Genomic DNA, 16,410 nt, shown 5'->3' with positions numbered 1-16,410 from the left:
GGCGCTCATGGTTCAGCCGGCGCGTTGCTGCGTTTGCCGTAGCGGTTCGGACCGGGGTCACCGCGGAAACACGCTAGAACGATGAGAAGAATGGGGCCGATGATAAGAGAGATCAACGCGTAATAAGTCGGCTTGCCGAAATCATGAAACCGCTTTGCGGTTACCGCAAAGCTCGACCATGTCGAGATCAGCAAAACGACCCAGAACACAAGTGCCCAGTTCTGGCTGGTTGCGGTGCCGGGTTCCAGTCTCGACAACTGGTAGAGCGGGAAAAACTGTGCAAGCACCAGCAGCAGCCCGGCGAGCACGTAGGCACTTGGGCTGACGCGCCCTGAGAGGCTGAAGAAAAGCCAGGGAAGTGGTGGTGTGTTGGGCAATCTGGAGCGCTCTGGTTGCTCGGACAGGATCAATCACGCAGCAGTTCGTTGATCGAGGTTTTCGACCGGGTCTTGGCATCGACGCGCTTGACGATGACGGCGCAGTAGAGGCCAGGGCCCGGCTCGTTGTTCGGAAAGGCCTTGCCCGGCATCGAGCCGGCGACGACGACCGAATTCGGCGGCACCTCGCCATAAAACACTTCGCCGGTGGCGCGGTCGACGATCTTGGTCGACTGGCCGATGAACACACCCATTCCGAGCACCGAGCCTTCGCGCACGATGCAGCCCTCGACCACTTCGGAGCGCGCGCCGATGAAGCAATTGTCCTCGATGATGGTCGGGCCGGCCTGCATCGGCTCCAGCACCCCGCCGATGCCTACGCCGCCCGAGAGGTGCACATTCTTGCCGATTTGGGCGCAGGAGCCGACCGAGGCCCAGGTGTCGACCATGGTGCCGCTATCGACATAGGCGCCGACATTGACGAAGGACGGCATCAGCACCGCGCCCGGCGCGACATAGGCCGAGCGGCGCACGATCGAAGACGGCACGGCGCGGAAGCCTGCCTTCTCGAAATCGACCGCGCTCCAGCCGTCGAACTTCGACGCCACCTTGTCCCACCAGACCGCCTGGCCGGGGCCGCCCTTGATGATCTCCATCGGATAGAGCCGGAACGAGAGCAGCACCGCCTTCTTCAGCCATTGGTTGACATGCCATTTGCCATCGGCCTGGCGCTCGGCAACGCGCACGGTGCCACGGTCGAGCAGGTCGAGTGAGGACTGGATGGCGTCGCGCGTTTCGCCCCGGGTCGCGGTCGAAATCGTGTCGCGCTCCTCGAAGGCCTTCTCGATCGTCATTTCGAGGCTGGCCAGATCAGGCTTCGACATGAATTCGCTCCGTTACCACGCTGTTAAGGCCGTCGGCCTTAACCTTGTTTTGAAAGTCGCGCGGACCCTATGTTAAGGCGTATTGGGGGTCAATCGCGCGTGCGCCATGGGACGGCGCAAGTGAACTGTTGGGACGGGTAGAAAGCATATGACTCCTATGGAAAAGGCGGGATGGACGCCGCTGCCGCATTCGGACGAGGATCTGGAGCGCTCGAAAAGCGTTCCCGACACGCCGCAGACGCGCGCCGAAACCTACCGGCTGGCCTGGAACGATCCCGACTTCATGACGCGCCGGGAATTGCGCGCTGTGCGCTTGCAGCTTGAGCTCTTGAAGCCCGAAATGATCCTGGCCGAGCGCGGCATCCGCTCGACGGTGATCCTGTTCGGCGGCGCGCGTATTCCCGAGCCCGGCGGCGAGGCCTGGGCCGCCAAGAACGAGACGCAGAAGAAAAACCTCGAGGAAAACAGCAAATACTACGAGGAGGCGCGCAAATTCGCCCGCCTCTGCTCACAGCAATCGGCCACGTCCTACTACCGCGAATTCGTCGTCGTCACCGGTGGCGGTCCAGGCGTTATGGAGGCGGGAAATCGCGGCGCCGACGATGTCGGCGCGCCGTCGATCGGCCTCAACATCGTCCTGCCGCACGAGCAGGCGCCGAACGCCTATGTGACCCCGGAGCTTTGCTTCAACTTCCACTATTTCGCCATCCGCAAGATGCATTTCGTGATGCGCGCCAAGGCCGTCGCGGTGTTTCCGGGCGGCTTCGGCACCATGGACGAATTCTTCGAGACGCTGACGCTGATCCAGACCGGCCGCATGGAGCGCGTGCCGGTGATCCTGTTCGGCAAGGCATTCTGGCAGCGCGCGATCGACCTCGATTTCCTGGCCGAACAAGGCACCATCACGCCCGGCGACCAGGATATCATCGACTTTGTCGACACCGCCGACGAGGCCTGGGGGATCATCAGCCGCTTCTACAAGTTAGGAGAATAGGGTTGGCGAAATGGGAATTGAAGAACTGAAGAATTGAGGAAAAGGAGGTCCGGATCGTTCTCCCTTTCACCAGTTCTTCAATTCTTCAGCTCCTCAATTCCTCTACCCCCTCCACTATCCCCGTCAGAAACGTCGCGAGATCGTCGGTGACGAAATCGACGTCGTCCTCATTGGCCGGATCGCGTTCCCAGATCTCGGCAAAGGTCGGCTCGAAATTGCGCGGCACCACCAGCACCGTGGTCATGCCGAGTGATTTCGGCACCTCGAGGTTGCGGGCGAGATCCTCGAACATCACCGCATTGTGTCCGGTGACGGCGTGCAGTTCGGCAAACTTCTCATAGGTCTGCCGCGACGGCTTCGGCGTCAGCCCGGCGGCGACGATATCGAAAATGTCGTCGAAATGGTCGAGTATGCCGAGCTGGCGCGCGGTGCGCTCGGCGTGCCTGCGGTCGCCGTTGGTGAAGATGAACTTGCGGCCGGGCAGCTGGCGGATGGCGGTGCCCAGCACCGGATCCGGCACCAGCCACGAATAGTCGATATCATGCACCTTTTCGAGAAAGTCGTCGGGGTCGATGCCGTGACGCGTCATCAGCCCGTTCAGCGTCGTGCCATATTCGAGATAGAGTTCCTTCTGCAGCTTGCGCGCTTCCTCGCGCGGCAGCGTGAGCAGTTCTCCGACATAGGCCGTCATCTTGACGTCGATCTGCGAAAACAGATTCGAATGGTGCGGATAAAGCGTGTTGTCGAGGTCGAACACCCAGTCGGTGACATGGGCGAAGCGGGCGGGATCGGGCAGCGTGGTCATGGCGTCCTTATGGCATGAAATATCTGCCGTTCGAACCCCTTTCTGATGTAGAGCTTATCCACAACCTATGTGCATCTAGAGTTGTAAAAATGGGCTCACCATTCAAATTTTAGCCATCACGGAAAGGTGGCCTTCAGGGCTTGCTGGCACAGAGACGGTTCAGTGGGAGCCAGCGATGAGTCGCATAGTCTTAAAGTCCGCCGTGGTCGCATTCGGCTCGGTAGCCATCTCGCTTTTGCTGACGCTGATCATCGTTCCCGCCATGGGTTTTCCGGTCGACCGCACTGTCTGGCTGACATCGACGGTGTGCCCGCTGGCGCTCGCCTGGATCGCCTGCGCCAGCACCTTCTGGCAGAGCGACCGACTGAAAAACGCGCATCGCGATCTCGCCCGCGCGCATGCCCAGCTCGCCGCCGCGCATCGGCGCCTGTCGGCGAAGGCGAGCCGCGACGACATGACCGGCATGCTCAACCGCGAGAGCTTCTTTGCCGCGTTGGACGGCTCGAGGCGCAAATCCGATCGCGGCGCGCTGCTGATCATCGACGCCGACCATTTCAAGGCGATCAACGACAGTTTCGGCCATCTGACCGGCGATGACGCACTGGTGTTGATCGCCAGCGCCATCGAGCGCGGCGTCCGCAGCGGCGACGTGCTCGGCCGCATTGGCGGTGAGGAGTTCGGCGCCTTCCTGGTCGGCGCTACGGAAGCCGAAGCCCGGCGCGTGGCCGAGCGCATCCGCCGTGAAGTCGAGCTGGTCCGCTTTCGTCCGGTCGACGAGCGCACGGTGCCGCTGACCGTCTCGATCGGCGGCATCACCTGTGCGCAAGATGCCGATGTCTCGGACCTGATGCGCGCCGCCGACCGCCGGCTCTACGAGGCCAAGCACCGCGGCCGCAATTTGTCGATCCTCGACCGGGACATTTCCGAAGCTGCCTGAGGTGTTGGTGGTGGGGCTGTTAACGCTTCGCCGACATTGTTTCCACGCAACTGCGCCGTTTACCGGGTTGTAACTCGTTTACAGGCAAGGCTTGGCACGGGAATGGCATGTCTGGCCGGTACCTGTGCCGTTCAGGGAACGCCATGCGTGGATCGAAGCCCCCATCCAGAGACGTGTCATGAGTTTCTTCATCAGGAAAATGTCGCGCCGCACCATCGTGCAGGCGCTGATTGCGATGCCGGCGCTACAGCTTTTTCGCAAGCTGCCTGACAGCGACCGCCCCCCGGCCGATCCCGACGAGATCGTCGTGGTCAATGGCTGGATCCTGAAGCGGAGCGACCTGGCATGATCTTCGACAGCTATGAGGCGTTTCGAGCCTCGGATTTCAAGCCCAAGGTCTGCATTCTCGGCTCCGGGCCGGCCGGCACCACCATTGCCAGAAAGCTCGGCGCCGCCGGCATTCCGGTCGTGGTGCTGGAGGCCGGCGCACGCGAATTCAGCGACGAGTCGCAGGATTTCTACCGCGGCTCCACGGTCGGCGATCAATATTTCGATCTCGACATCACCCGGCTGCGCTTCATGGGCGGATCGTCGAACCATTGGGCCGGCTGGTGCCGCGTGCTCGACAAGCAGGACTTCGAACCCAAGGCATGGGCGCCGGACACCGGCTGGCCAATCAGCCGCGCCGACATCGAGCCTTATCTGTCCGAGGTGCACGACATACTCGAGCTTCCCGACTTCAAGCCCGATGTGCCGATTTCAGACGACATACGCTGGGTGCAGCTGATCAAGAGCCCGGCCGTGCGCTTTGGCGAGAAATTCTCCGACGAGCTCGACAAGAGCAAAAACATAGCGCTCGTGCTCAACACCTATGCCACCGAACTTGCCGGGGACGGCAAACGAGTGACCGGCGCCGGGCTGTGGTCGAACGGCAAGGATGCCGGCGCTTTCAGCGCCGATTATTTCATCGTCTGCGCCGGCGGGCTGGAGAATTCGCGGCTGCTTCTATGGTCGAACCAGCGCTCGAATGGCGGCGTGGTGCCGAACGCCACGGCACTTGGCCGCTACTGGATGGAGCACCCGACCTTCGAGGGCGGCAATGCCATCCTGGCCGATTACAGGGAGTTCGAGGTCGATGCCGTCAACGAGGCGTTCTTCTCGCCGACGCTCGCCGCCATGGAGCGGCTGCAGATCATGAATTTCGGCATACGCCTGATCGAGACGCCCTATGCCGGCGTCAAGAGCCTGATTGCCGACCTCGCCTGCACCGCGCCCGAGGCCGCCGAATGGGTCGCCTACCAGCTCAGCCAGAACCTGCGCTGCGCCGCCCAGCTCTACGTCGCCTGGGAACAGGCGCCGCTGGCCTCGAACCATATCGAATTGTCGAAGACCGATGTCGACCGTGCCGGCGTGCCGCGCATCGAGCTGCACTGGAAGAAGTCGCCGTTGGAGCGCCGCACCATCCTCGAGGGGCTCAAGCTGTTCGGAACGACGCTGATCGAGAAGGACCTCGGCCGCGTCCGCATCATGGACTGGCTGACCAATGGCGAGGACTACCCGACGGATGAGGAACTGGCCGGCCACCACCACATGGGCGGCACGCGCATGGGCACCGATGTCACCAAGAGCGTGGTCGACGCCAACTGCAAGGTGCACGGCATGGACAATCTCTATGTCGGTGGTTCCTCGGTATTCTGCACCTCTGGCGAATGCAATCCAACGACGACGATCACCGCACTTGCCTGCCGGCTAGGCGACCATCTGACAAAAGTAATCACGGTGTGACGAAGTCATCCCCCCGGTGTGACGAAGTCATCACCGTCTGATTGTCAAAAAAGCGAACGGCGCGACAGGATTGCTGCCGGCGCTACCCATGCCTTGGTGTCGAAACCCTCGGAAATCAGCGCCAACGAGATCTCCCTCCCCCTTTGTGGGGAGGGATTAAGGGTGGGGGTAGGTGCCGCGCAAACCCTCCAGGATTTGCTAAACCGTTGCCGGATCGAGCGCCGGCTGCCCCTTGCGGCGGGCGACGATCGCCCTGAAATCGGCGGTCCGGAACGCATCGCGCAACACGTCGAAAGACGGCAGCACGAAATAGGCGCGCTGGAACTTGTCGATCTCGTAGCCGGTGCGCATCACCGTTTCGAGGTCGAAGGGCACGCGGTGCGCGTCCGGGCTCGCGACGGCGAACTGCAATTCGGTGAACGACGACATCAGCCCGGCGCCGAAAGCTTTCAGCTTCTGGCCCTCCTCCTGTATCAGCCCGTATTCGGCGGTGTACCAGTAGAGCCGGGTGATCATCTCGTCACCGCCCAGCGCAATCACGTTCTCGGCCTTTTCGCCATACATCTGCATGAAGTCGGCAAACACCGGCTGTGTCAGGATGGGCACATGGCCGAAGAAGTCGTGGAACATGTCGGGTTCGACGATGTAGTCGAGCTCGTCCTTGGTGCGCAGCCAGTTGGTCACCGGAAAGCGCCGGTTGGCGAGATGGTCGAAGAAGGGCGCGGCCGGGATGAGGCCAGGCACGGCGACGATTTCCCAGCCGGTCAGCTTGCGCAGCTTGTCTGAGACCGCGCCGAAATCCGGGATCTTGTCGAGCAGGCCGAGTGCGGCGACGCCATCGAGATAGGAATGGTGCGCCAGCTTCTGCGTCAGCTTGGTCTGCCGGTCGCACAACGTGCGCCACACCGCCTGTTCTTCGGCGCTGTAATCATAGCCCTGCGCCACGGTGAAATCGGAACGGCAGACCGAATAGTCGCCACGCAGGCCTTGCGCCGCGCAATCACGGGCATATTCGGCAACGCTCATCGTCGTCATGGTTCTTCTCCCCTGATCGTGACACTTGAATCTGTCCGCCGAATCTAGCGGCAGCCGGCGAGGCAATTCAGCTTTGATGATGGCTTGGGTCCATGATTTGAGGTAAAAATCACCAAGCAGAAGCTGAAAGAGAGTGAAAATGCCTCAGTTCGACGATTTCGAGATCAAGATGCTGGATGTGCTTCAGCGCGATGGACGCAAGCCCGTGTCCGAACTGGCGCAGGAGATCGGCCTGTCGACGACGCCTTGCGCCCGCCGCTTCGAGGCGCTGCAGGAGGCCGACATCATCAAGGGCTTTGCCGCCGTGCTCAACCGCCGCGCCGTCGGCCTGATGGTCGAGGTGTTCATCCAGGTGCGGCTCACCAGCCACAGCGACGGTTCGCCCGAAAGCTTCATCGCCGCCGTGCAACGCATGGACGAAGTGTCGTCATGCTGGACGATGACCGGCGACCACGATTTCCTGCTGCACGTCATGGTGCCGTCGGTCGACGAGCTCAACGCCTTCGTCATGCACCGCCTGATGCGGCTTGCCGGCGTGCGCGACGTTCACACCCAGCTGGTGCTGCAGAACATCAAAGGCCCGGGCCACGTGCCGCTCGCCCACCTCAGGCGGTAGGACACGCACCGCCATTTCTGCGGAAAAGCTGCACGCAAACTGCTGAACGGAGCCCAAATGCGAAACTGAAACGCCGGCTACGCCATGCGGACCGTCGCTCAAAGGTCCGTCATGAACATCGTGCTGATCAATCCGCCGCACACCGCCATCGGCAGCCGCGTGCCCGATGACCATCTGCCACCGCTCGGCCTGCTGGCACTGGGCGGCCCGCTTATCGACGCCGGCCATAAAGTCCGGCTGGTCGATGCCGAATTCGGGCCGATGCCGTTGGAAACGCTGGTGCGCGATGCGCTCAGCGGCCAGCCCGATTGCATCCTGATCGGCCACTCCGGCTCGACCTCGGCGCATCCCACCGCGCTCGCGATCGCCCGCATGGTCAAGGCGCTCGAGCCGGCGACGCTGGTGATCTATGGCGGCGTGTTCCCGACCTATCACTGGCGCGACGATGCGCTGGTACACGCAAATGGGCCGCCGCGTGGTTCCACGAGGTCTGGGGTTTTCTGGCCCGCGACCGCCGCCTCAAGGATGGTCCGACGCTGGCTGAGTTCTGGGGCGCTCCGCAGGATCCCGATGAGGAATCCATGGTCGTCATGCGCCCGTCGCGCAAGCCGGCCGAAGCGGCTGTCGCGATCTCTGCCGGCGCCTGACAGGCTCGCTGCCATTCATAGATACGTACCGTATGCGTATTGACATACGCAGCGTATGTACCCACCTCATGCATACGGGACGTATGTGAGTGCCCCGGACAATGGAGTGAAAATGACCAAACGTGACGCGATCTTTCCTGCCGGCCGGCAGGCTCTCTACGAGATCAATCGCTATTCTGCTGCAATCCGATCGGGCGATCTTTTGTTCGTCTCGGGCCAGGTCGGCAGCCGCGAGGACGGGTCGCCCGAACCTGCATTCGAAAAGCAGGTCCAGCTTGCCTTCGATAATCTCGCGGCAGTACTGAAAGCAGCGGGCGCCACGTTCGACGATATAGTCGACGTGACCACCTTCCACACCGATCCGGCAGCGCAATGGCCCGTGATCGATGCCGTTCGGCTGAAGGTGTTCGGTGAACCGCCCTACACCAATTGGACGGCGGTCGGCGTCAACTGGTTAGCCGGCTTCGACTTCGAGATAAAGGCCATCGCGCGCCTGCCCCAGCCTGCCTAACGGCTGGCCAGCCGATCGACTGGCCGCCAAGCAAGTTGCACCTCAGGGCACGATCAGCGTGCCGGCGCCGTGTTCGGTGAACAGTTCCAGAAGCACCGCATGCGGCGTCTTGCCGTTGAGGATGACGACGCCTTCGACGCCGCGCTCGATCGCCTCGATGCAGGTCTCGACCTTGGGGATCATGCCGCCCGATACCGTGCCGTCCTTGATCAGCGCCCTGGCCTCGGCCACCGTCAGCTCGTCGATCAGCTTCTTGTTCTTGTCGAGCACGCCGGGCACGTCGGTCAGGAACAAAAGGCGCGTCGCCTGGCAGGCGCCTGCAATGGCGCCGGCGAAAGTGTCGGCATTGATGTTGTACGTGTGGCCGTCGCGGCCCGGCGCCACCGGCGCCAGCACCGGGATCATTTCCGAGCGTGCCAGCAGATCGAGCAGGGTGCGGTCTACCTCGACCGGCTCGCCGACGAAACCGAGATCGAGCACACGCTCGATGTTGGAGTCCGGGTCGATCATGGTCTTGCGCGCCTTTTCGGCGAACACCATGTTGCCGTCCTTGCCGCACAGGCCGATCGCCCATTCGCCCTCGGCGTTGATCAGCGCGACGATCTCCTTGTTGATCGAACCGGCCAGCACCATCTCGACGATCTCGACCGTCTTCTGGTCGGTAACGCGCAGCCCGCCTTCGAACTTGGATTCGATGCCCATCTTGGCCAGCATGGCGCCGATCTGCGGCCCGCCGCCATGGACGACGATCGGGTTGACGCCGGACTGCTTCAGCAGCGCGATGTCACGGGCGAAAGCCTTGCCGAGCTCGATATCGCCCATGGCATGACCGCCATATTTCACCACCACCGTCTTGTGCTCGTAGCGCTGCATATAGGGCAGGGCCCGCGAGAGCAGGGCGGCCTGCATTTCGGCGGTGGCGGTGATCTCCGTCATCGGCATGGTTCCCTGGATGTGGGTAAGGACGGCGGCGTCTTAGCGGGAATTGGCCCAGGCCGCAAACAGCTTTGCTATCACGATGATGAAATCTGCCGGATCAGGCCGGCACCTTGAGCGGCGCCGCCGCGTCAGCCACCCGGAAACCTTCTCCATCTGCGCGGCAAGCGACAAAAGCGTCCTGCTCGTCGCCGGGGCGGCCGACGGCCTGGATGCCGAGCGGCAGGCCGGCATCGGTGACATGGGCCGGCAGCGCGATCGACGGCTGGCCGCTGACATTCTGGATCGCCGGCCAGTGGTGAACCACAGGCTCTTGTCCATCAATTGCCCAAACAGGGATCTGATCTCCAAGAGACGGGTCAAATGCAATTTGTCGAGCAGGTTTTCGATGAGCTCGTCGGCCCCCTTCGGGTCCATGGCGCCTCAGGCAAGCGGCGGATGCGCAATGATCGGGTTGCCTCGGCGCGCGCGATCGCAGCATCGACAAGGTCTGGCGGCGAGATCTCGCCTCTGTGCACAGCCTGCCAAGTCGGTTGCATCGTTCTCCCACAGCATCTGTTCGGCCGACATTGCTGTTCCCCTTTCTGCGGGAGGCTAACGACAGCCGATTTCCTTGGCACCGACCGGCGATTACTGGCGATCGGGCGCGGACATCGTTTGCGTGGACAACAAGATTTCTGCCTTTGCAAATAAATTGTGATCGCTTAGCTTGTCCGTATGACGCCGCAGGATATCTCCACCCTGATTGTCCGGACCTCGATGAAGGATCGGACTGCGTTCGATCTGCTTTACCGGCAAACCAGTGCGAAACTTTTCGGCGTGTGCCTTCGTGTATTGAAGGATCGCGGAGATGCGGAAGAAGCGCTGCAAGAGGTCTTCGTCAAAGTGTGGACGAAGGCGGATCGTTTCGCTGTTTCCGATCTAAGCCCAATCTCCTGGCTGGTGGCCATAGCACGCAATCATGCGATTGATCGCATCCGGTCGCGACGCAAGCCTGCTGCCGATATCGATGCCGCGCTCGACGTGGCTGACCCCGGTCCCGGGCCAGAGGCTATGGTTGTTGCGGGCGGTGAATCCGAGCGCATCTATCAGTGCCTTGAAGAGTTGGAACAAGACCGGGCGCAAGCCGTTCGGGGTGCGTATTTGAACGGCGAAAGTTACGCCGAGCTCGCGGAACGTCATAAGGTTCCGCTCAACACGATGCGGACATGGCTGCGCCGCAGCCTGTTGAAACTTAGAGAATGTCTGGAAAGATGACCCTGGCAGAAGAAAATGGACCGGAACGTGGAGGCGACGACCTGCTCGCAGCCGAATACGTTCTCGGCGTGCTGCCGGCGGATGAGCGCCAGATAGCCTCCGGACGCATCGACGCGGAGACCGGCTTTGCCCGTCTCGTCGATTCCTGGGAAGTGAACCTCTCGCCGATCGCTGCCGCTTATGCTGAGGTAGAGCCGCCGGCCACGGTCAAGCCGGCTATCGATCGCCGGCTGTTCTCCTCCACCGCGGCGTCGATGACGGCGCCGAGCGGCAGTCTCTGGTCCAGCCTTGCCTTCTGGCGCGGCCTCACCGCAGCGGCTCTCGCGGCCCTGGTACTCTATGTCGCCGTGCCCTACGTCAGGTCGCCGGTCGTCGTGCCACAGGAGCGCCTCGTCGCCTCGCTGGCCGCCGAAGGCAGCGATGTCAAATACCTCGTCGTCTACGACGCATCCCGCCGCGATGTCGGCCTGTCGCTGGTTTCGGGCGAACGCGCCCCCGGCAAGGACTTCGAACTGTGGATGATCGAAGGCAAGAATGCGCCGGTCTCGATGGGTGTCATTCCCGCCGGCCAGGTCACGCACATTCCGGTTACCCCGGCAGTGCAGCAGAAGCTGGCGCAAGGCGCCGTGCTTGCCGTCAGCGTCGAGCCGACGGGCGGTTCGACGACCGGACAGCCGACCGGACCGGTCGTTGCCGCGGGCGACCTGAAGGGCATCTGATAAATCGTAAGATCATGACGTGACAATGAAGGCAGCGGAAGTACATCTTCCGCTGTTTTCGTTTTGGATACGCTGCTGGAGATTAGAGATTCGATCTCCGGAGATAATTCGCCGACAAGATAAAGGATAAATTTTTCCCGGCGCGCGGAAACTCAGGCAGTTCTATTACGTATCTCCTCATGTTCCCGAAAGAGGAAACAATAACCCCGAGGAGTTCGAACACTATGCGTAGAATCGCCACCCTTTTGCTCGCCGGTACCATTGCCGTCTCCGCCCTCGCCACAATCGCCTATGCCGAGAATCCGATGGTTGGCGGCGCCGCCATGTACGCCAACAAGAACATCGTCGAGAACGCCGTCAATTCGAAGGATCACACGACACTGGTCGCCGCCGTCAAGGCTGCCGGCCTGGTCGAGACACTGCAGGGCGCCGGCCCGTTCACCGTGTTCGCGCCGACCAATGAGGCCTTCGCCGCGCTTCCGGCTGGCACGGTCGAGTCGCTGCTCAAGCCCGAGAACAAGGACAAGCTCACCAAGATCCTGACCTGCCATGTCATCGGCGCCAAGGCGATGGGCGCCGATGTCGCCTCGATGGCCAAGGCCGATGGCGGCACCCACAAGGTCAAGACGGTCGGCGGCTGCGAGCTGTCGCTCAAGGCCGATGGCGGCAAGGTCACCGTAGCCGACGAGAACGGCAATGTCGCCAATGTCACGATCGCCGATGTCGAGCAGTCGAACGGCGTCATCCACGTCATCGACAAGGTCCTGCTGCCGAAGATGTAACAAAGCCCCTGCCGCCGACGAACAGGCGGTAAGCTCCTGCAGATTGCGCGGCCCCGCCCCGTGGGCCGAGCAACGACCGAGCGCTCCATCCCGTCCGCAACAAGCGCGGAGCCGGTGTGGAGCGTTCGTTTGCAGGACAACCGTCACCGGCTTTTGATTTTCCAGTGGCGGCCAAAATGGCAAAACAACCCGCAGGAGGATTTCTGTCATGAACCGTCGAGATTTGCTTTTGAGCGGCGCCGCCATCGTTGCCGTGGCCGGCGCGGCGGCAACGTTGCGCATGGGCGGGCCCGCTAAGGCTGCCGAAACCTTCGAGGTCACCAAGACCGACGCCGAATGGCACGCCATCCTGTCCGACGAAGCCTTCAACGTGCTGCGCAAGGAAGGCACCGAGTATCCCGGCACCAGCCCGCTGCTGAACGAGCATCGCAAGGGCATTTTCGCCTGCGCCGGTTGCGACCTGCCGGTCTACCCCTCAGACACCAAGTTCGAGTCCGGCACCGGCTGGCCGAGCTTCTGGCAGGAGATTGCCAACGCCGTCGGCAAGACCGAGGACCGTTCGCTGGGCATGACCCGCACCGAGGTTCATTGCCGCCGCTGCGGCGGTCATCTCGGCCATGTCTTCGATGACGGTCCCGCACCCACCGGCCTGCGCCATTGCATCAACGGCGTTGCGCTCAGCTTCAAGCCGGCCACTGCCTGACCGTTCGGCGTCTTTTAGCGGGGTGGGGGATTTGGAGCCGGTGTGACGACCGCCTCGTATCTCCTGAAATGGGGCGAAAACAGTCAACTTCAAGAATTGGCAGACGGCTTTTTATGCGTAGATTCCGCAGCCCTAACGAGAGGGCCAGAACCTATGCAACCAACCAAAGCACGGGCTCGCGACGGCGAGCCCAAATCGACCGCCAAATCGACCGACGGTGTTGATGCGGACCGGCCGCGAATATCCCATTCCGTGGTGATCGCCGGCGGCGGCCCGACCGGGTTGATGCTGGCCGGCGAGCTTTCCCTGGCCGGCATCGATGTGGCCATCGTCGAGCGGCGCGAGAACCAGGACCTCGCCGGCGCGCGCTCGGGCGGCCTGCATTCGCGCACCATCGAGATCTTCGACCAGCGCGGCATTGCCGATCGGTTCCTGTCGCAAGGCCAGACCGCACAGGTCGCAGGCTTCGCCGGCGTTTCGCTTGATATCAGCGACTTCCCCACCCGCCACAATTACGGGCTGGCGCTGTGGCAAAAGCACATAGAGCGCATCCTTGCCTGCTGGGTCGATGAACTTGGCGTCACGGTCTACCGTGGCCGCGAGGTGACAGGCTTCGTGCAGGATGCAGGCGGCGTCGATGTCGCGCTGACAGATGGCGGGTCGCTTCGTGCCGATTATCTTGTCGGCTGCGACGGCGGCAGAAGCCTCGTGCGCAAGGCGGGGGGCATCGAGTTCCCCGGTTCCGAGCCGACAACCAGCAATTTGATCGCCGAGATCGAGGTAGCGGAAGAGCCGCAATGGGGTATCCACCGCGATGCCATCGGAATTCACGGCCTCAGCAGACTGGAAGACGGTACGGTGCGGGTGCTGGTGACCGAACGCGAGGTCGGGGCCGGCGGCGTGCCCACATTGCATGAGCTCAGCGAGGCGCTCATTGCCGTCTACGGCACCGATTACGGCGTCCACAATCCAACATCGCTGGCCCGCTTCACCGACATGACCCGGCAGGCAGCCTCATACCGCAAGGGGCGGGTGCTGCTGGCAGGCGACGCCGCGCACGTGCATCCACCGGACGGTGGACAGGGGCTGCAGACCGGCGTGCAGGACGCGGTCAATCTGGGCTGGAAGCTCGCCCAAGTGGTCAGGAAAACTGCGCCCGAAAGCCTGCTCGACAGCTACCAGGCAGAGCGCCACCCGATTGCCGCGCGTGTGATGAAAAACACCATGGCGTCGGTCGTGCTCCGTCGCGAAGACGAGCGCACCAAGGCGCTGCGCGATACAGTGTCGGAACTTCTCGGCATGGAAGAGCCGCGCAAGCGTTTTGCCGGCATGTTGTCCGGCCTGGACATCCACTACGATCTTGGCGAGGGGCATCCGCTGCTGGGGCGTCGCATGCCGGATCTCGACCTCGTCACCGCTGCCGGTCCGCTGCCGGTTTTCGCCCTGCTGCACGACGCTCGGCCGCTGCTGCTTAATCTTGGTGAGCCCGGCGCTTTTGGTATCGGCCAGTGGGTGGAGCGGATTCAGCTGGTCGACGCCAGCTACGATGGCGCATGGGAGCTTCCGGTGCTGGGGGCAGTCGAAGCCCCACGCGCAGTGCTGGTCCGGCCTGACGGTTATGTGGCCTGGGTCGGCGGCCCTGAAGCAGCCGGGCTAACCGACTCGCTGACCAAATGGTTTGGGCCGCCTGCCGCAGCATAGCGCGCCGGGTGTTCGACCAAGGAGCTTGACAACGATCGATGCTTAAGCGTGACCCCGGAAATCGGGGGTGATTTCCGGGGTCACACATGAGGGCGCCAGGCGGGGGATCCGGCGCGCTCAATGGCCTCCGCTACCGCTGCCCGCGGGCGGCGCCGGCTTGGCGATGACCAGGGTGAAGACCGCCATGGTCGCGAACAGCACGGTCAGCATGGTGAACACATCCATGAACGACAGCAGCGACGCCTGCTGCTGGACCATGCCCGACAGTTTGGAGATCGCCGCCTTGGTGGCGTCGAGGCCGGGAGTCTGCTGGAAGTCGAGCGTCATGTTCTGCAGCTTGGCCTGCGCCGCTGCACTGCCCCATTCCACATGCTCGGCCAGCCGGGCGTAGTGGAAGGCGCTGCGATCGATCAGCACGGTGTTGATGACGGCAAGGCCGACCGCACCGCCGAGGTTGCGGGTCAGGTTGAACAGGCCCGACGCGTTCTTCAGCCGGTCCGGCGGCAAGGTGCCGAGCGCAATGTTGTTGATCGGCACCATGCACAGCATCATCGAGCTGCCGCGCAGGATCTGCGGGATCAGCAATTCCCAGAAATCCCAGTCGGCGGTCAGATGCGTCATCCACCATGTGCCGGCAGCGAAACCGAACAGCCCGATCATCATCATGATGCGCAAATCCATCTTGCTCGACAGGATGCCGGAAATCGGCGCGGTGACGAACATCGCCAGGCCGCTGACGAACAGGGCTTCGCCGATCATCAAGGAATCGTAGCCGCGGATGCGTCCGAGGAACACTGGGTAGAGATAGGTCAGACCGTACAGGCCGATGCCGATGACGAAGGAGAACAGCGAACCGAAGGCGAAATTGACGTTGGTGAAGGCCCTGAGATCGACGATCGGCTCCTCGGCGGTAAAGGCGCGCCAGAAGAACAGCGCCGCACCGACAACCATGATGATGGCGCAGATGAACACGGCCTGTTCCTGCAGCCAGTCATGGTTCGGACCTTCCTCGAGCACATATTCCATGCAGCCGAGGAACGCCGCCATGCCGGCAAGGCCCCACCAGTCGAACTTGCTGAACAGGCCGAGATTGGGCTTGTCGAAATCGATCAGGGTCCAAGTCGTGACCGTCACCAGAATGCCTGGAATGACATTGATGAGGAACAGCCAGTGCCACGACATGGCATGGCTGATATAGCCGCCGACGGTCGGGCCGATGGTCGGCGCCAGCGTCGCCACCAGGCCGATCATCGGCGACACCATGGCGCGGCGCGACGGCGGGAAGATGGTGAAGGCGGCGGCGAAAACGCTCGGGATCATGCCGCCGCCGATAAAGCCCTGGATGGCTCGGTAGACGATCATCTGGTCGATGTTGGTGGCGGTCGCGGCCAGCGCGCTGGCCGCCGTGAAGCCGGCCGCGGCGCCTGCAAACAGCACGCGCGTCGACAGCATCCGGCTGAGGAAGCCCGACAGCGGGATCATCACCACTTCGGCGATCAGATAGGCGGTCTGCACCCATGGGATTTCGTCGGAACTGGCGCTGAGGCCGGCCTGGATCTCGGCCAGCGAGGCTGAGACGATCTGGATGTCGAGGATCGCCATGAACATGCCGAACACCATCGCCAGGAAGGCGATGAGGCGGCGCGTCGAGATGGTCGTCGGTACCGCCGGCATGGCAGGCGCCGGCGCCGCTCCTGCAGTTATGGTTGCGGTTGCCATGG

General features: G+C 62.6%; 18 protein-coding genes and 1 pseudogene. 12 read left to right on the top strand and 7 right to left on the bottom strand.

The features are described 5' to 3' along the window. Positions 1-5: 5 nt before the first annotated feature. Positions 6-410, bottom strand: coding sequence for a DUF805 domain-containing protein (locus NKL04_RS24560; protein WP_081725464.1), 405 nt, complete (start codon positions 408-410; stop codon positions 6-8). Then, complete coding sequence (dapD, locus tag NKL04_RS24555; protein WP_023701975.1) at positions 407-1,261, bottom strand: 2,3,4,5-tetrahydropyridine-2,6-dicarboxylate N-succinyltransferase; 855 nt, start codon at positions 1,259-1,261, stop codon at positions 407-409. The genes NKL04_RS24560 and dapD overlap by 4 nt, the downstream gene beginning before the upstream one ends. Positions 1,262-1,409: 148 nt before the next feature. On the opposite strand from dapD, the gene NKL04_RS24550 reads away from it, so the two are divergent. Next, a complete protein-coding gene (locus tag NKL04_RS24550; RefSeq protein ID WP_023681343.1) occupies positions 1,410-2,255 on the top strand; it encodes an LOG family protein in 846 nt (281 codons plus the stop codon). Between the two features lie 85 nt (positions 2,256-2,340). Here the strand turns inward: NKL04_RS24550 and NKL04_RS24545 are convergent, their stop codons facing one another. Further along, positions 2,341-3,060, bottom strand: coding sequence for a pyrimidine 5'-nucleotidase (locus NKL04_RS24545; protein ID WP_023687469.1), 720 nt, complete (start codon positions 3,058-3,060; stop codon positions 2,341-2,343). A 175-nt stretch (positions 3,061-3,235) separates the two neighbouring features. On the opposite strand from NKL04_RS24545, the gene NKL04_RS24540 reads away from it, so the two are divergent. The 3 genes from NKL04_RS24540 to NKL04_RS24530 all read left to right on the top strand — a co-directional run bounded on the left by NKL04_RS24540 (position 3,236) and on the right by NKL04_RS24530 (position 5,782). Next, positions 3,236-3,997 carry a GGDEF domain-containing protein gene (locus NKL04_RS24540; RefSeq protein WP_031209615.1) on the top strand — a complete coding sequence of 254 codons (762 nt, stop codon included), beginning with the start codon at positions 3,236-3,238 and terminating at the stop codon, positions 3,995-3,997. Positions 3,998-4,175: 178 nt separating this feature from the next. Further along, positions 4,176-4,346, top strand: a complete 171-nt coding sequence (locus NKL04_RS24535) for a hypothetical protein (protein WP_023673226.1) — start codon at positions 4,176-4,178, stop codon at positions 4,344-4,346. Continuing rightward, positions 4,343-5,782 carry a GMC oxidoreductase gene (locus tag NKL04_RS24530; protein ID WP_023701977.1) on the top strand — a complete coding sequence of 480 codons (1,440 nt, stop codon included), beginning with the start codon at positions 4,343-4,345 and terminating at the stop codon, positions 5,780-5,782. Before NKL04_RS24535 ends, NKL04_RS24530 begins: the two co-directional genes overlap by 4 nt. Positions 5,783-5,980: 198 nt before the next feature. Here NKL04_RS24530 and phhA read toward each other — a convergent pair whose 3' ends face one another. Continuing rightward, positions 5,981-6,817 (bottom strand): phenylalanine 4-monooxygenase, encoded by an 837-nt coding sequence (phhA, locus tag NKL04_RS24525; RefSeq protein WP_023701978.1) that lies wholly within the window; start codon positions 6,815-6,817, stop codon positions 5,981-5,983. Between the two features lie 139 nt (positions 6,818-6,956). Between phhA and NKL04_RS24520 the strand changes: the two genes are divergently transcribed. From NKL04_RS24520 to NKL04_RS24510, 3 genes and pseudogenes are all read left to right on the top strand, one after another. Beyond that, positions 6,957-7,433 carry an Lrp/AsnC family transcriptional regulator gene (locus NKL04_RS24520; protein ID WP_023701979.1) on the top strand — a complete coding sequence of 159 codons (477 nt, stop codon included), beginning with the start codon at positions 6,957-6,959 and terminating at the stop codon, positions 7,431-7,433. Between the two features lie 111 nt (positions 7,434-7,544). Beyond that, positions 7,545-7,877 (top strand): annotated as a pseudogene (locus tag NKL04_RS24515) (cobalamin-dependent protein); the annotation flags it as partial. A 315-nt stretch (positions 7,878-8,192) separates the two neighbouring features. After that, a complete protein-coding gene (locus NKL04_RS24510) occupies positions 8,193-8,591 on the top strand; it encodes a RidA family protein (protein ID WP_023701981.1) in 399 nt (132 codons plus the stop codon). A gap of 42 nt (positions 8,592-8,633) precedes the next feature. Here NKL04_RS24510 and argB read toward each other — a convergent pair whose 3' ends face one another. Beyond that, positions 8,634-9,527 (bottom strand): acetylglutamate kinase, encoded by an 894-nt coding sequence (gene argB / locus NKL04_RS24505; protein ID WP_031209616.1) that lies wholly within the window; start codon positions 9,525-9,527, stop codon positions 8,634-8,636. A 100-nt stretch (positions 9,528-9,627) separates the two neighbouring features. Next, positions 9,628-9,834 (bottom strand): amidase family protein, encoded by a 207-nt coding sequence (locus NKL04_RS24500; RefSeq protein WP_023701983.1) that lies wholly within the window; start codon positions 9,832-9,834, stop codon positions 9,628-9,630. Positions 9,835-10,244: 410 nt separating this feature from the next. On the opposite strand from NKL04_RS24500, the gene NKL04_RS24495 reads away from it, so the two are divergent. The 5 genes from NKL04_RS24495 to NKL04_RS24475 all read left to right on the top strand — a co-directional run bounded on the left by NKL04_RS24495 (position 10,245) and on the right by NKL04_RS24475 (position 14,689). Further along, positions 10,245-10,784, top strand: a complete 540-nt coding sequence (locus tag NKL04_RS24495) for a sigma-70 family RNA polymerase sigma factor (RefSeq protein WP_023673234.1) — start codon at positions 10,245-10,247, stop codon at positions 10,782-10,784. Further along, positions 10,781-11,503 carry an anti-sigma factor gene (locus NKL04_RS24490; RefSeq protein ID WP_023687460.1) on the top strand — a complete coding sequence of 241 codons (723 nt, stop codon included), beginning with the start codon at positions 10,781-10,783 and terminating at the stop codon, positions 11,501-11,503. Before NKL04_RS24495 ends, NKL04_RS24490 begins: the two co-directional genes overlap by 4 nt. 224 nt (positions 11,504-11,727) lie before the next feature. Then, complete coding sequence (locus NKL04_RS24485) at positions 11,728-12,285, top strand: fasciclin domain-containing protein (RefSeq protein ID WP_023687459.1); 558 nt, start codon at positions 11,728-11,730, stop codon at positions 12,283-12,285. 208 nt (positions 12,286-12,493) lie between these two features. Next, positions 12,494-12,988: a peptide-methionine (R)-S-oxide reductase MsrB gene (gene msrB, locus NKL04_RS24480; protein ID WP_023687458.1), complete on the top strand. Its 495-nt coding sequence runs from the start codon at positions 12,494-12,496 to the stop codon at positions 12,986-12,988. Between the two features lie 153 nt (positions 12,989-13,141). Further along, a complete protein-coding gene (locus tag NKL04_RS24475; protein WP_023701986.1) occupies positions 13,142-14,689 on the top strand; it encodes an FAD-dependent monooxygenase in 1,548 nt (515 codons plus the stop codon). 117 nt (positions 14,690-14,806) lie between these two features. On the opposite strand, the gene NKL04_RS24470 is transcribed toward NKL04_RS24475, so the two are convergent. Further along, a complete protein-coding gene (locus NKL04_RS24470; protein WP_023739775.1) occupies positions 14,807-16,408 on the bottom strand; it encodes a DHA2 family efflux MFS transporter permease subunit in 1,602 nt (533 codons plus the stop codon). Positions 16,409-16,410: the final 2 nt, after the last annotated feature.

The sequence above is a fragment of the Mesorhizobium sp. C264A genome (genome assembly GCF_040324515.1).
Taxonomy (GTDB): Bacteria; Pseudomonadota; Alphaproteobacteria; order Rhizobiales; family Rhizobiaceae; genus Mesorhizobium.
The sequence above is the reverse complement of the archived record's forward strand: the minus strand, read 5'-3'. Positions and strand labels throughout refer to the sequence as shown.

Bases quoted from the DNA above. Each gene is read 5' to 3' on its own strand.
- dapD (WP_023701975.1), bottom strand. From the start codon at position 1,261: ATGTCGAAGCCTGATCTGGCCAGCCTCGAAATGACGATCGAGAAGGCC.
- NKL04_RS24470 (WP_023739775.1), bottom strand. From the start codon at position 16,408: ATGGCAACCGCAACCATAACTGCAGGAGCGGCGCCGGCGCCTGCCATG.
- NKL04_RS24510 (WP_023701981.1), top strand. From the start codon at position 8,193: ATGACCAAACGTGACGCGATCTTTCCTGCCGGCCGGCAGGCTCTCTAC.
- NKL04_RS24545 (WP_023687469.1), bottom strand. From the start codon at position 3,060: ATGACCACGCTGCCCGATCCCGCCCGCTTCGCCCATGTCACCGACTGG.
- msrB (WP_023687458.1), top strand. From the start codon at position 12,494: ATGAACCGTCGAGATTTGCTTTTGAGCGGCGCCGCCATCGTTGCCGTG.
- NKL04_RS24540 (WP_031209615.1), top strand. From the start codon at position 3,236: ATGAGTCGCATAGTCTTAAAGTCCGCCGTGGTCGCATTCGGCTCGGTA.
- phhA (WP_023701978.1), bottom strand. From the start codon at position 6,817: ATGACGACGATGAGCGTTGCCGAATATGCCCGTGATTGCGCGGCGCAA.
- NKL04_RS24475 (WP_023701986.1), top strand. From the start codon at position 13,142: ATGCAACCAACCAAAGCACGGGCTCGCGACGGCGAGCCCAAATCGACC.
- NKL04_RS24485 (WP_023687459.1), top strand. From the start codon at position 11,728: ATGCGTAGAATCGCCACCCTTTTGCTCGCCGGTACCATTGCCGTCTCC.
- NKL04_RS24520 (WP_023701979.1), top strand. From the start codon at position 6,957: ATGCCTCAGTTCGACGATTTCGAGATCAAGATGCTGGATGTGCTTCAG.
- NKL04_RS24490 (WP_023687460.1), top strand. From the start codon at position 10,781: ATGACCCTGGCAGAAGAAAATGGACCGGAACGTGGAGGCGACGACCTG.
- NKL04_RS24535 (WP_023673226.1), top strand. From the start codon at position 4,176: ATGAGTTTCTTCATCAGGAAAATGTCGCGCCGCACCATCGTGCAGGCG.
- NKL04_RS24550 (WP_023681343.1), top strand. From the start codon at position 1,410: ATGACTCCTATGGAAAAGGCGGGATGGACGCCGCTGCCGCATTCGGAC.
- NKL04_RS24495 (WP_023673234.1), top strand. From the start codon at position 10,245: ATGACGCCGCAGGATATCTCCACCCTGATTGTCCGGACCTCGATGAAG.
- NKL04_RS24530 (WP_023701977.1), top strand. From the start codon at position 4,343: ATGATCTTCGACAGCTATGAGGCGTTTCGAGCCTCGGATTTCAAGCCC.
- argB (WP_031209616.1), bottom strand. From the start codon at position 9,527: ATGACGGAGATCACCGCCACCGCCGAAATGCAGGCCGCCCTGCTCTCG.